The organism is Fodinibius saliphilus (genome assembly GCF_005869845.1).
Taxonomy (GTDB): Bacteria; Bacteroidota; Rhodothermia; order Balneolales; family Balneolaceae; genus Fodinibius; species Fodinibius saliphilus.
This window is the reverse complement of the sequence record NZ_VAWF01000001.1, coordinates 1,510,271-1,523,145: the sequence shown is the minus strand read 5'-3', so window position 1 is coordinate 1,523,145 and position 12,875 is coordinate 1,510,271. Positions and strand designations below refer to the sequence as shown.

The 12,875-nt window shown below is 40.0% G+C and carries 12 protein-coding genes; 5 read left to right on the top strand and 7 right to left on the bottom strand.

Going from position 1 to position 12,875, the window contains the following annotated elements:
• The first annotated feature begins 10 nt into the window (after positions 1-10).
• Both FCN14_RS06380 and rho read left to right on the top strand, forming a co-directional pair.
• Positions 11-1,282: a bifunctional folylpolyglutamate synthase/dihydrofolate synthase gene (locus FCN14_RS06380; protein ID WP_138430378.1), complete on the top strand. Its 1,272-nt coding sequence runs from the start codon at positions 11-13 to the stop codon at positions 1,280-1,282.
• 128 nt (positions 1,283-1,410) lie between these two features.
• A complete protein-coding gene (gene rho, locus FCN14_RS06375; RefSeq protein WP_138430377.1) occupies positions 1,411-2,883 on the top strand; it encodes a transcription termination factor Rho in 1,473 nt (490 codons plus the stop codon).
• 84 nt (positions 2,884-2,967) lie between these two features.
• Here the strand turns inward: rho and FCN14_RS06370 are convergent, their stop codons facing one another.
• Positions 2,968-3,822, bottom strand: a complete 855-nt coding sequence (locus tag FCN14_RS06370) for an MBL fold metallo-hydrolase (protein ID WP_138430376.1) — start codon at positions 3,820-3,822, stop codon at positions 2,968-2,970.
• A 6-nt stretch (positions 3,823-3,828) separates the two neighbouring features.
• The gene (gene sppA, locus FCN14_RS06365; RefSeq protein WP_138430375.1) at positions 3,829-5,616 is read right to left on the bottom strand and encodes a signal peptide peptidase SppA; all 1,788 of its coding nucleotides are present in this window, start codon (positions 5,614-5,616) and stop codon (positions 3,829-3,831) included.
• Between the two features lie 104 nt (positions 5,617-5,720).
• Between sppA and FCN14_RS06360 the strand changes: the two genes are divergently transcribed.
• Both FCN14_RS06360 and alr read left to right on the top strand, forming a co-directional pair.
• A complete protein-coding gene (locus FCN14_RS06360) occupies positions 5,721-7,319 on the top strand; it encodes a phytoene desaturase family protein (RefSeq protein ID WP_138430374.1) in 1,599 nt (532 codons plus the stop codon).
• Between the two features lie 8 nt (positions 7,320-7,327).
• Positions 7,328-8,392 carry an alanine racemase gene (gene alr, locus FCN14_RS06355; RefSeq protein WP_138430373.1) on the top strand — a complete coding sequence of 355 codons (1,065 nt, stop codon included), beginning with the start codon at positions 7,328-7,330 and terminating at the stop codon, positions 8,390-8,392.
• Between the two features lie 2 nt (positions 8,393-8,394).
• Here alr and FCN14_RS06350 read toward each other — a convergent pair whose 3' ends face one another.
• Together FCN14_RS06350 and tatC are read right to left on the bottom strand one after the other, a co-directional pair.
• On the bottom strand, positions 8,395-8,934 hold the full coding sequence (locus tag FCN14_RS06350) for an FKBP-type peptidyl-prolyl cis-trans isomerase (protein ID WP_171032832.1): 540 nt from the start codon (positions 8,932-8,934) through the stop codon (positions 8,395-8,397).
• A gap of 199 nt (positions 8,935-9,133) precedes the next feature.
• Complete coding sequence (gene tatC, locus FCN14_RS06345; protein ID WP_138430371.1) at positions 9,134-9,955, bottom strand: twin-arginine translocase subunit TatC; 822 nt, start codon at positions 9,953-9,955, stop codon at positions 9,134-9,136.
• Between the two features lie 208 nt (positions 9,956-10,163).
• Here tatC and tatA point away from each other — a divergent pair, with 208 nt between their 5' ends.
• Positions 10,164-10,349 (top strand): twin-arginine translocase TatA/TatE family subunit, encoded by a 186-nt coding sequence (tatA, locus tag FCN14_RS06340; protein WP_138430370.1) that lies wholly within the window; start codon positions 10,164-10,166, stop codon positions 10,347-10,349.
• Here tatA and glyA read toward each other — a convergent pair whose 3' ends face one another.
• From glyA to FCN14_RS06325, 3 genes are all read right to left on the bottom strand, one after another.
• Positions 10,350-11,648 (bottom strand): serine hydroxymethyltransferase, encoded by a 1,299-nt coding sequence (glyA, locus tag FCN14_RS06335; protein ID WP_138430369.1) that lies wholly within the window; start codon positions 11,646-11,648, stop codon positions 10,350-10,352.
• Positions 11,649-11,654: 6 nt separating this feature from the next.
• On the bottom strand, positions 11,655-12,098 hold the full coding sequence (gene rpiB, locus FCN14_RS06330; protein WP_138430368.1) for a ribose 5-phosphate isomerase B: 444 nt from the start codon (positions 12,096-12,098) through the stop codon (positions 11,655-11,657).
• A gap of 95 nt (positions 12,099-12,193) precedes the next feature.
• Complete coding sequence (locus tag FCN14_RS06325) at positions 12,194-12,874, bottom strand: DUF4159 domain-containing protein (RefSeq protein ID WP_138430367.1); 681 nt, start codon at positions 12,872-12,874, stop codon at positions 12,194-12,196.
• Position 12,875 lies beyond the last annotated feature (1 nt).

The following is a 12,875-nucleotide window of genomic DNA, read 5'->3' as shown; positions in this document are numbered from 1 at the left end:
ATGAATAATTATGTCAATTTCCTCTCTGTCTTCTGTTGAGGCGTATTTAGAGCAGATACCGAAGTTTAAATCAGTAGGTTCATTAGGGGCAGATTTTAATCTGGATCGTTTCAAGCAGTTTTGTGAAAGTATCGGGGATCCCCAAAATGATTTTCCTGCTATCCATGTGGCCGGCACCAATGGCAAAGGGAGCACATGTCGACTTTTAAGTAGCGTGTACCAAAAAGCCGGATATAATGTTGGCCTTTATACCTCACCCCATCTTAATCGTTTTAACGAACGTTTTATAATAAATGGGGAAGAGATAACAGAAGATGAGTTGCTCCGTTTCTTTGAAAATAATAGGGAAAAGATTGAAAAGTACGAACTTACCTATTTTGAAATTAGTACTGCTATCTCTTTTTGGTGGTTCAGTAGGTCTAGAATTGATCTTGCTGTCATTGAAGTAGGGCTTGGTGGGCGCCTTGATGCAACCAATGTTTTTAGCCCTTTAATAAGTGTAATTACAAGCATTTCTTTAGATCATACAGGAATTTTGGGAGAGTCAATTCAAGAAATTGCCTATGAGAAAGCAGGTATTATTAAACCGGAAATTCCAGTAGTAATTGGAGATTTACCGGATGAAGCAGAGAATCAGGTTGCAGAAATAGCTCGGAATAATGAAAGTTCGATATACACTATTGACGAACTTCACCCGGTAAGTGGAGAACAGGGACAATATCAGCTCACTGTAGCTGGACATGAGATCCTTTTTGAAACCTCATTGCTAGCACCAGTACAGGCAAAAAATATTGCTATCAGCTGGCAGGTTGTTCAGAATTTAAGCGATTATTTTTCAGTATCTGAGGAACAATTTATTGAAGGGATTAATGAGGCAGAAGTGGGGTTGGGTCGCTTTAACCGTCTGCTAGGATCCCAAAAGTGGTTTTTTGATGGCGCACATAACCTAGAGGCCGTGAGGGCGTTAAAGAAGGCTGTACGACGTGTTGGGAAAGTATCAGACGCAATACTAGTACTAGCACTATTAGAAGACAAAATACAACCAAAAATTATGAAAGAGTTTTCAGAATTCAGAAATATCTATTATTATCAGTTAAGCCTTGAACGGGCGGCTAGTTTTGACGATATTAAAGAATGGTTACCTCAAGTAACTCCCTTTCCGAACGAGCATCGTCACACGATCTTTAACTGCGATTTTAATTCGGAATTAGTAATATTTGCGGGAAGTTTTTACTTTTATGCAACGGTTCGGGAATGGGTTCAAAATTTGTATAACCGTTAATTCTTTCATGTCTACCTGAATTGCTCCCTTTATCACAGTGTAGAACAACTCTCTATACAGCTTAGTGACAAGATTGTATAACTTTTTTATTCATCGCAACTCAATTAAATATTTAGAAGTAGATTATTATGTCGGATTATCAAACCGATGGAGTTTCCCTCGAAGAGATTGATACTCTTCATGAGAAGACTGTTAAGGAACTTCGTAGTTTAGCACAAGAACAGGGTCTCTCTTCTGTTTCAGGACTGAGAAAACAGGAACTTATTGATCGTATTACTCAATCGGTACGCGATAAAGCGCGAGCACGCGGTGAACTTGACCAAGACTCTGGTAACAGTAGCAGCAATAAAAACGGACGCTCGCGAAATCGTTCTAAGGATTCTGGTAAAAAGAGTAAGAAAAAGAAAAAAAGCGTACACGATATTCTTCCCGAATCTGATGCCGATACTCTTGAAGAGCGTTTAGCAGAGATTCAACCACAACTCGGTCCTTATTTAATTCAGGAAGGAACGCTCGAAATATTACCAGACGGTTATGGGTTCTTGCGCTCTGTTAATTATAACTATAAGGCCAGTCCGGATGATATATATGTATCTCCTTCACAGATAAAACGTTTTCGCCTTAAACAAGGAGATTGTGTTATTGGTATTATACGCCCTCCGAAAGTAGGTGAGCGGTATTTTGCACTACTTCGTGTTGATGGAGTAAATGGGAAGATTCCTCGTGATATGGATAATCGCGAAGATTTTGAGGATCTGTTACCTATCTATCCTGAAGAGCGGTTCACACTGGAACACAACCCCACGGAATATACAACTCGTGTTCTGGATCTTTTCTCTCCACTTGGTAAAGGTCAGCGTGGTCTTATTGTCGCCCAGCCTAAGACCGGTAAAACAACTATTTTGCGCAATATTGCAAATGCAGTCAATAAAAATAACCCTGAAACAAAGGTGATTATTCTATTGATTGATGAGCGCCCGGAAGAAGTTACAGAGATGGAGCGTAGTGTTGATGATGCTGAAGTTGTAGCCTCTACCTTTGATGAAAAACCGGAGAATCATATTGGGCTGTCTGAGATTGTTTTTGAAAAGACTAAAAGATTGGTTGAGACGGGGCATGATGTGTTGGTTCTTATGGATTCGATTACCCGTTTAGCCCGAGCTTATAATATTTGTCAACCATCCTCTGGCCGAACAATGTCTGGCGGTGTGGATTCCGAAGCACTTAAAGCCCCACGACAGCTGTTTAGTTCGGCAAGGAATGTTGAGGGTGGTGGAAGCCTATCTATACTGGCTACAGCACTTGTACAGACAGGGTCTCGGATGGATGACCTTATCTTTGAAGAGTTCAAAGGTACCGGTAACATGGAGATCGTATTGGATCGTAATTTATCAGAACGTCGTATTTATCCGGCTATGGATATATTTAAGAGTGGTACGCGACGAGAAGAACTCATTGTGCCAGAAGCTGAGCATGAAAAGGTAGTACTTTTACGTCGATACCTGAATAGAATGAATGCTTTTGAGGCGATGGAATTTGTGCTCGATAAAATGAAGGGCACTGAAGATAATGAGGAGTTCTTAATATCGATGAATCAGTAAAAAAAGCTAGTAAACGATAAGATTTAAAAGCTGTTTCTGAGTCTTGGCCTACATTTGAGACTTTACTTGAATAATTCTTTAAGGTTACATTTGGAAGGGGATATCAGCTAAAATATATCGTTTGTCGTCATCTATGATAAGCCGACCTGCACGTCCAAAAGTAGAGTGATAAAAAAGAAGAATAGCCTCTTCTTTATAGGCTTTATTGAGTAGGTTCACTTTTTCTCTTTTTACATCAATTTCATTGCTATCTTTCTGATTGGTTGTATGTTTATTGAGCTGAGTGGAAGAAGGAATTAAATCCCCCAGAAAATAGGCGATCTCATTATCACTCTTAATTTCAATAATTTGGTGGCCCGGCGTGTGGCCTCCTGTTTGAATTATCTTAAGACCATCGAGGATTTCATTTGTTTGGCCGGTTAAAAAATAGACATACTCATCTGCAACCAGTCGATAAAATTCATCAAGCTGATAGTTTGTATCATAGAATGCTGTTCCCCTTTCTATCTGTTTAAGAGAATATTCCCACTCTTTCTGGTGAATGTAATATTGGGCATTTGGGAAGGTGGGTTTCGTCTGTTGTCCCTCATCTACATAAGTACTACCTGCGGCATGGTCATAATGAAGGTGACTTAAGACCACATGAGTAATATCATTGGGACTGAGTTCAAAGATGGCCAGGTTGGTGCATACGTTAGAAATATTGGAATAGCTACTGCCAGCATCCAAGCCCCAGCCTAAACCAGTATCCAATAAGATATTATGATCTTCGGTTTGGAGAAGTACAGGGTTAATTCCAACTTCTAGGTTTTGAGGGGCAGTAGTAGGTATCGTATCTGCCCCAATATCGTGATTATCAGACCTATTGATATGTCCATCCTTAAAGATCTCAAACCGACCTTCACTAAGCAACTCAACAGTATAAGATCCTATCTGCATAGTGTTTTATTGTATGTTGATATCATAGGGGAAAAAGAGCATTGCATCTCGGTGCTTGAGGATTGATAGGTCTTTCTGCATTTTTTGGGTCATCGGGTTAGTAAACCATTCACCGACCATTGCTTGGGCTTGTGCTCCAGCAGATCCCATTAGAACTTCATAAAGTGATTTTTGTTTCGGATACTGGTCCAGGGAATAGTTATCAATACCCGATTCTTCAGCGGCCAGTTGAAGGGCTCTTTCAAGTCCACCCAGTTCGTCAACCAAACCTTGTTCAAGGGCTGCAGCACCTGTCCATACGCGTCCTTGGGCTACTTTATCAGCATCTTCAAATGACATATCCCGGCCCTCAGCTACTTTGTTAACAAAAGTACGATAGAAAGTATCTATATATTGTTGAAATGCTTTCTGTTCTGCTGGTGTGAATTGACGATTTTGGGTGAGCCAATCAGCATGGTCGTGTGATTTTACCTCATCAAATGTGAGTCCCAACTTTTCATTAAACAGCTGTTTCATATTGAACTTAGTGCCAAATACACCAATGGAACCGGTTATCGTAGTAGGGTCAGCAACAATTTTGTCGCCCGCAATAGCTATATAATAACCACCCGAAGCTGCTACATTACCCATCGAGATAATGACAGGTATCTCTTTCTTGGTTTCTTGTAGCATGCGCCAGATTAGATCAGAAGTGCTTCCCGAACCACCGGGGCTGCTTATCCGAACCACTAGAGCTTTTATGTCATCATCATCACGAATATCTTCGAGTTGTTCTTGAAAGAAATCTGTGGTTATAAAATCTTGGTTGCCAAAAGGGGAATCAGCAAGTGAATTTGGTACAATAGGTCCTTTTGCATGAATAACAGCAATTTTATTGGATGTTGAAGGTGTATTGAGACCTGCAGTTGATTTAGATACTTTGGCATATCTTTTATTAGATACGGTCTTCAAAGAACTGCTTTCTTTAATACCTATCTGTTTTTTGATATATGATTCAACCTCATCCGGATACATCAAAGAGTCAATAAATTGTTGATCGTATCCAAATTGAGCAGTAAGGGTCGGTGTACCATTCAGGAGCTCATTAAGCTGTCTAATAGATTTACCACTTTTACTACTTACAGCATTTAGATATGTTTGACTTACCAGGTCAATAATCTGATTCATTTGGTATTCATTTTCCTCAGACATCTCTTTACGGTAATAGGGCTCTACAGCTCCTTTATATTTGCCATGTCGGGTAATTTCAGTTTCAATACCGAGCTTTTCAAAAGCACCATCGTAAAACATGACTTGGCTATAAAATCCATCGAACTCAAAGAATGACTCTGGGGGTGAAAAAACAGAATCGGCAGCTGTGGCCAGGTAATATCCTTTCTCATTATATCCAATATCGTTAGTACTGGCATATACAAATTTATCTGAACTATCCCGGAACGATCGGATTATTTTGTGAGCTTCCTGTAGGTTCCCCCAACCTTCGCCCATGAAATCGATTTCCAGCCAAACACCGGCAATATTGTCATGAGATTCTGCTTTTGCCAGATTTTCTTTTAATGTTTGGAGGGACACCTTATTATTGCGCTGAGGATTCATGATTTCGTCCAAAGGATTGGAAGAAACCTGTGTGGGCAGAGTACCGCTTAAAGAAATTTTTAAAACAGAATTGCTTCTAATATATGGTTCGGGTTCTTCGGCTGTGCTGGATATTGTTATTAAACCAATAAAGAATATAAGTGCAAAAGCAAGGAATATTCCAAGGGTTGAAGCTATGAGTGTCTTAAAAAATTTCATGATACGGATCTAAGAATTGTTCAGAATTAAATGACCTAAAGTCGTGTTAGACCAAGGTTACGATAAATCTTTCAATATGTTATTAAAAGTGAGTAATATAAACAATGACTAAACAGGATGTTATTATTGTTGGTTCCGGCCATAATGGGTTGGTAACCGCTTGTTATTTGGCAAAAGAGGGATATGCTGTTACTGTAGTTGAGCGCCAAGACCAATTGGGCGGAGCGGTTAGTACCGAAACAATGTTCCAATCTGAAGAATACCCGCAGGGTTTCCAGATGGATGTGGGCTCTTCGGTGCATATCATGATTCATCAGACCGGTATATTAGAAGAGTTAGAACTCGAAAAGTACGGTCTTGAATATATTGAGATGGATCCTATTATGTCGTATCCATTGCCTGATAAAAAAGGAGTTATTCACTTTTTTAAGGATCTTGAAAAGACACTTGATTCTATAGCCAAAGTTGCCCCTGAAGATGTGGAGAATTATCGTGAATTTGTAGAGTTTTGGGGACGGGTTAACGAAGGAGTATTAAAAGCATTTATGGTTCCACCCAGTGGTAAAAATATTGTTACTGAACTGGCCAAAGGTCAAATGCGAAATGGATCGATGTTCGAGAAAGGGAAGCAGACAAGTGGATTACAGAAGATTTTCAGTAGTTACGGCAAGGTTGTTGATGATGCATTTGAAAGTGAATATCTGAAATCTGCTATTAGGTGGTTTGCCGCCCAGTCGGGACCAACACCGGATCACCCCGCAACGGGCGATTTTGCGGGCTGGCAGTCGATGCTACATCAGAGTGGGGCCAAGCATCCAAGAGGGGGCAGTGGCATGCTTACACAAGCAATGGCAAACTTTTTGAGAGCCCATGGGGGCAAAGTCATTACAGGTTCACCGGTAGAGCGTATACTTGTTGAAAATGGGAGAGCTATTGGGATCAGGACAGAAGATGATGAAATTCGTGCAAATTTGGTAGTTTCGAATGCTCATGTTCAAACTACGATGATGAATTTAGTAGGTCCTGATTATTTACCTTCGTCGACTTATCAAAAAGTGGAAAATATTAATGTTGGTAATGGATTTGGGATGGTAATCCGTTGTGCAGTTGAAGAATTGCCTCAATATACGGCTTGTCTCGATGATTCGTATATTCATAATGGAATGCAGCTCTTGGCGCCTTCAGTAGACTATATGGATAATGCCATTGGTGACTATATGAAGAAAAAGCCCCCAGAAGATCCGGCCGTTCTTGCGATGACCTTCTCAAGTATTGATCCGGATGTGGCTCCTAGCGGGGGGCACACCCTTTTTGCCTGGGCACAATGGCATCCCTATGAATTACAGAATGGCTTGCATTGGGATGATATTCGAGAACGTGAAGCACAGAAAATTTATGATGTAGTTACAAAATATGCTCCGAATATGGAGGGAAAACTTATTGATTGGTATATCCAAACTCCTTTGGATATTGAACGGAAACATGGTCTACTAAAAGGAAATGTAATGCATGTGGAGATGAGTTTTGACCAGATGTTTATGTTTCGTCCAATCCCGGAAATGAGTGAATATAAAACTCCAATTGAAAATTTATATCTCTCTTCTGCATCGTGTCATCCCGGGGGGGGAGTATTTGGAGCTGCAGGGTACAACGCTGCAAAAGTTATTTTAAAAGACCGAAAGAAAAAATGGTTTAATTTTTAAGTTGGTATATGATCCAGAAATCGAACTCTAGTGTTTTTGTAAATCTGCCGGTAATTCGTTCCAACATTGAATGTCTAGCAACTCATGTTCAAGAGGGAGTAGATATTATGGCCGTTGTAAAAGCAGATGCCTACGGGCATGGTGCTACAGCAGTGGCTGAATATATCCAGCCTCAGGTAGATGCTTTTGCTGTTAACGATATTGAAGAGGGTATTCAATTGCGTAAGCATGGTATCGCAAAGCCGATCTTAATATTTGCTGTGCCAGAGAAAGATTTTGTCTCGGAATATCGGATACACAATTTAACAGCTACTGTTAGTGCTGTTGAACATTTCGATTGGTTGCCGGGAGGAACCTCATATCATTTGAATTTTGATACTGGTATGGGACGTTTGGGATTTCATCCAGAGCAAAGTCAAAAGGTTGCTGAACTGGTTACAGAGAATGCAGACCTTTTTTGTACTGGAATATATAGCCATTTTGCTACGGCCAGTAATGCTGGTTCAGAGCGGGTAATCCACCAACATAAAACATTTAAAGACCTGCGCTCAAATTTTCCTGATGGGTTGAACACACATATTGCAAATACTGGGGCAACAGCTTTTTATGATACTAGTCAGTTCAATATGGTTCGTTTGGGTATTGGTATTTATGGATATGCCCCAGGTGAAACTGGCATTGAAGGGATAGAACCAGCTTTGTCTTGGCAAAGTCGTTTAGTACAGGTTAAAGAGGTAAAGGCAAATAATGCTATTAGTTACGGTGCTCGTTGGCAAGCACCTGGAAATGGCTATTTGGGGGTTATCCCTGTGGGATACGATGATGGAATAAAACGTAATTTATCGGGTAATATAACCGTTCGGATTGCAGAGAAGGAATATGAAATTGTTGGAAGTATAACCATGAATTTTTGCATGGTTTATCTGGGTGCTGATCAATACCCTACAGGAGAAAAGGTTGAACTGATTTACAGGGGGAATACCGCAAAGGAATGGGCCCAAACTTTAGGCACCATTCCGTATGAAATACTAACTAGTATAAATCCTAAGATTCCAAGAAAGTATTCTTATTGAATTTAGAGTATCATATCCACCTCTATGTCAAAGCGTAAGGTATCGTTACGTAAATCATAGCCGCTGGTCCCTTCTTGGGATCCTTCATAACCCAAGTGTGGTGGTATGATAACTACTCGTTTTTCACCTTCACGCATACCAAGTACAGCTCGTCTGAACCCATCGATTAGCGGAGAAATGGGGCCATTTGAAGATTGTTTTGGCGTGGGGGTTAAGTTTCTCAAAACACCTGGTTCAACTGACTCATTCCGATAAGTTGAGTCGAAAATATCACCAACTTTACCATTTTTAATAACACGACCAGTATAGTAGGCAGAAACTACGTCTCGGGGAGAAACCTCAAAAAGGTCGTTACTTTCTTCTATTATATAAACCTGTAATCCATCGCTCGTAGTATAAGAACTATCTGCTTTAGAAATATCATAAGGGGCAGGAGCGTTATAAGTTACCTGATATGGGTTTGAATCATCCCCACAGCCTTGTAAAAGAAGAATGGAGCTGAAAGCTGTAATTAATAAAAGCGTTTTACTAAATAACTGCATTGTTATTTTCTTTGTAACGTTGATTTTCATGAAATGGGTATAACACCCTTTCTTTTTTATACAATCAATATTATTGACTGTAGTATAATTTCTTTTCGTTGAAAACTATCTATTTATTGAGCTAACTGAATATATAGCGAATAAAAATAACGCTTTTGTTCAGAGTTAAAAAGCCCAATATCAAAGTCTGTTTTGGGATTTATCCATTACCAAACGCTTTCTCCAGTGATTTGTTGCGTTGTCGAACACCAACCTTAGTAATCCAAACAGATAGTTGGAATAATAGTATCAATGGTATGGCAATAAGCACTTGAGAAACAGGATCTGGAGGGGTTAGAAATGCCGAAAGAATGAAACAAAATATGATTGCGTGCCGACGATATTTTTTTAAAAATTCGGGTGTTAGCAACCCAAACTTGGATAAAAAGTAGCTTACCACAGGCAACTGGAAGATAACACCGCAAGAGAGCACCCACATAGTAAGTGAACTAAAGTATTCATTTATATCAAAATCGTTATGGATCGCATCTGATATTTGGAACTGGCTGAAAAATTGTAGAGCAAAGGGCACAAGAATAAAGTAGCCAAAGGCTACGCCTAAAAGAAAGAAGAAGGTAATAAATATAGTATGTCCGATCGATTTCCATTTTTCAGACCGCTCCATTGCCGGTTCTACAAAAGACCAAACCTGGTAGAAGAAAATGGGGGAGCCGACAATAATACCAAAAACAATAAGTGTGCCCCAGTAAGTAAAGAACTGACCGGGTAACTTTCTGCTTTGTATCGTAAGGTCAATAGCTTCGATACCCAGAAGCTTGTAAACAAAAAAATCGGATTGGGTAGGACCGAGCATTACTTTATCAACCAGAAAGTCTCCTAAAAAGAATGCAACAACAATACCAATGCCCATTCCCGTGAGTCCTTTTAGAATTCGCCACCTTAATTCTTCCAGATGATCCAAAAAGGACATATTGGCGGTCCGGTCCTTTGGCGGTGTCGCCTTGGGGGGATCTTCAGTCATAATTTCTCGTTTCTGCACTACAATAATTGGTTAGATCAAAAGAACTATGAATGTAAGAAAAAAAGCGTATAATTTTTATTTTTCAGTTTAATTATTTGGCTACTAATTATTGTAGGGAATAACATATTTAGTTTGAATTGGCAATATTTTCTGCCAATTTATGTAAAACAGTCAAAGAACTCTTAATTTGCAGTAAACATAGATATCCATGAGTTTTGGAGCACCGGAAATTCTTATTATTCTTTTTGTAATTATTTTATTCTTTGGTGCCAGAAAGATACCAGAGTTAGCTCGAGGTATTGGACAGGGGATAAATGAGTTCCGAAATGCGACCGTAGATTCTGAAGAAGAGCTTGATGAAGATTCTTCAGAATCTTCGAGTCGAACGAAATAGTTAAGCTGTTACGAAGTCATAAAGGGGAAAACGGTCACACATTTCTTCTACTTCCTTTTTTGTCTTTTCAATGGTGGCGTCGTTTTCCGGATCTTGTAATACTTGGTCAATTAATTCGGCAACACGCTTAAATTCATCTTCTCCAAATCCCCGTGTCGTCATAGCAGGGGATCCTATACGGATACCAGAAGTTACAAATGGGCTTTCGGTATCGAAAGGAACCATGTTTTTATTTAACGTGATTTTGGCTGCTTCAAGAGATTCTTCAGCTATTTTTCCTGTCAAGCCTTTGTTCCGCAGGTCAATAAGTATAAGGTGGTTATCGGTTCCACCGCTTACTAAATTATATCCCATTTGAGAAAACGCTTCCCCCATCACTTGAGTGTTAACTTGAACCTGTTTTTGATAGTCTTTGAAATCATCTCGTAATGCTTCTTCAAAAGAAACTGCTTTTGCTGCTATTACGTGCATGAGTGGTCCACCTTGTGTACCCGGGAATACAGCTGAGTCAAGTACTTCGCTCCATTGCTTGGTACGTCCCGATTTTCGTGCTTCAACGCCCAATGTGTTTTTTCCGTCTTCTCCCAGTAATATCATTCCACCACGAGGTCCGCGCAGGGTTTTATGAGTAGTGGTAGTAACAACATGGCAGTGGGGTAGTGGGTTATTTAATAAACCTGCCGCAATAAGACCCGCTGTATGCGCCATATCCATCCACAAATAAGCACCTACTTCGTCGGCTATTTCTCGGAAGGCTTTATAGTCTAAATCGCGCGGGTAAGCCGAAGCTCCGATTGAAATAAGTTTGGGCTGAACCTCTTTTGCTTTTTTTCGTACTTCATCCATATCGATACGACCGGTTTCTTTATCGACTCCATAAAATTCAGAGTTATAAAGAATTCCAGAAAAGTTGACATGCGAACCATGTGTTAGGTGACCGCCATGCGAAAGGTCCAAGCCTAGTAAGGTGTCGCCCGGTTCCATAAAGCTGAGATAAACTGCGGCATTGGCTTGGGCACCAGAATGGGGCTGTACATTAACCCAGTCGGCATTGAATAGTTTTTTTGCACGTTCTTGTGCTACCTTTTCGACCTTATCAACAATCTCGCAGCCTCCATAATAGCGTTTGCCCGGCAGCCCCTCGGCATATTTATTAGTAAGGGTTGAGCCCATGGCTTCCATTACAGCACGAGAAGCAAAGTTCTCGGATGCAATAAGTTCTAAATTATTATTTTGGCGCTCCTTTTCTTCTGAAAGTAGATCAAAAATGGTTGAATCTTGTTCCGAGAGTGATTTCATAGAATGTTATTTATTTTCTGTTAAATCGTGGATTTTATTAACTCTTCGTTCGTGACGCCCACCGTCAAACTCTGTATCAATCCAGGTTGTAACAATTTTTTTTAATTCTTTATCATCTAATCGACGTCCGGGCAGGCATAATACATTTGCATTATTATGCTGACGGGTCATTCGTGCAGAATTCTCATCATAGACTAAGGCTGCTCGTACATTTTTAAACTTGTTGGCAGTCATACACATGCCTTGCCCGGATCCGCAAACTAATATTCCGAGAGCATGTTCGCCGTCATCAACTTTCTCTGCTACTTGGATAGCGTAATCCGGATAGTCAACGGATTCATCAGAATGGGTACCAAAATCAACGGGCATGTGATCAAGCTCTTCAAGTATCTTTTTGACCTTCTCTTTAGCCTCGTATCCCGCATGATCGCTAGCTACTGGTATGATCATAATTGCATTTTGTTATTGGAAATATATGTTGGTTAAATATCAGTAAATTACATCTCATTGGAAAGCCGTAAAAACGGTCAGTTGAATAGTGATTTTTAACGTCCGTAGGTTAAGGCATAAACGAGTATATTTGTCCCCATTTGCAATGCTTTTTGACGAACAGCTTCCGGATCTTTATGAACATCAGGGTTGGCCCATCCATCAGCCAGGTTTGTTTCATAAGTATAAAAAAGAACTAGCTGTCCATCTCGAAAAAGGCCAAATCCTTTTGGCGGTTTGCCATCATGTTTGTGAATTTTGGGCAGTCCGTTAGGGAAATCAAATACTTGGTGATATATGGGATGATCAAAAGGAATTTCTACCAACTCTTCATCTGGGAAAATTTTCTTTATAGTTTTTCGAAAATGTTCATCAAGTCCATAGTCATCATCAATATATAGGAATCCTCCGTTCTCGAGATAGGCTCGTATATTAGCAACTTCGGTTTGGTTAATCGTGATGGCTCCGTGGCCGGTCAGAAAAGCAAAGGGATAGTCAAAAATGTCCGGGCTACCAATGGGGATATCGTCATAGTTGGGATTAATGGCAATGGGAATATGACGTTGGCTATACTCAGCTAAGTTTTTAAGAGAGGATGGGTCGTTATACCAATCACCCCCGCCTCGGTATTTGATTCTGGCTAGGTTAAATGCTTCAGTCTTTTGAGCAATTGAATGGTCAGGGAAAATTCCCAATAATCCCAGTAAGATGACAACAAAAAAAGTGCGTAGAAACATA

Excerpts from the sequence above, each read along its gene's own strand:
- FCN14_RS06380 (WP_138430378.1), top strand. The coding sequence starts at position 11 with ATGTCAATTTCCTCTCTGTCTTCTGTTGAGGCGTATTTAGAGCAGATA.
- rho (WP_138430377.1), top strand. The coding sequence starts at position 1,411 with ATGTCGGATTATCAAACCGATGGAGTTTCCCTCGAAGAGATTGATACT.
- FCN14_RS06370 (WP_138430376.1), bottom strand. The coding sequence starts at position 3,822 with ATGCAGATAGGATCTTATACTGTTGAGTTGCTTAGTGAAGGTCGGTTT.
- sppA (WP_138430375.1), bottom strand. The coding sequence starts at position 5,616 with ATGAAATTTTTTAAGACACTCATAGCTTCAACCCTTGGAATATTCCTT.
- FCN14_RS06360 (WP_138430374.1), top strand. The coding sequence starts at position 5,721 with ATGACTAAACAGGATGTTATTATTGTTGGTTCCGGCCATAATGGGTTG.
- alr (WP_138430373.1), top strand. The coding sequence starts at position 7,328 with ATGATCCAGAAATCGAACTCTAGTGTTTTTGTAAATCTGCCGGTAATT.
- FCN14_RS06350 (WP_171032832.1), bottom strand. The coding sequence starts at position 8,934 with ATGCAGTTATTTAGTAAAACGCTTTTATTAATTACAGCTTTCAGCTCC.
- tatC (WP_138430371.1), bottom strand. The coding sequence starts at position 9,955 with ATGACTGAAGATCCCCCCAAGGCGACACCGCCAAAGGACCGGACCGCC.
- tatA (WP_138430370.1), top strand. The coding sequence starts at position 10,164 with ATGAGTTTTGGAGCACCGGAAATTCTTATTATTCTTTTTGTAATTATT.
- glyA (WP_138430369.1), bottom strand. The coding sequence starts at position 11,648 with ATGAAATCACTCTCGGAACAAGATTCAACCATTTTTGATCTACTTTCA.
- rpiB (WP_138430368.1), bottom strand. The coding sequence starts at position 12,098 with ATGATCATACCAGTAGCTAGCGATCATGCGGGATACGAGGCTAAAGAG.
- FCN14_RS06325 (WP_138430367.1), bottom strand. The coding sequence starts at position 12,874 with ATGTTTCTACGCACTTTTTTTGTTGTCATCTTACTGGGATTATTGGGA.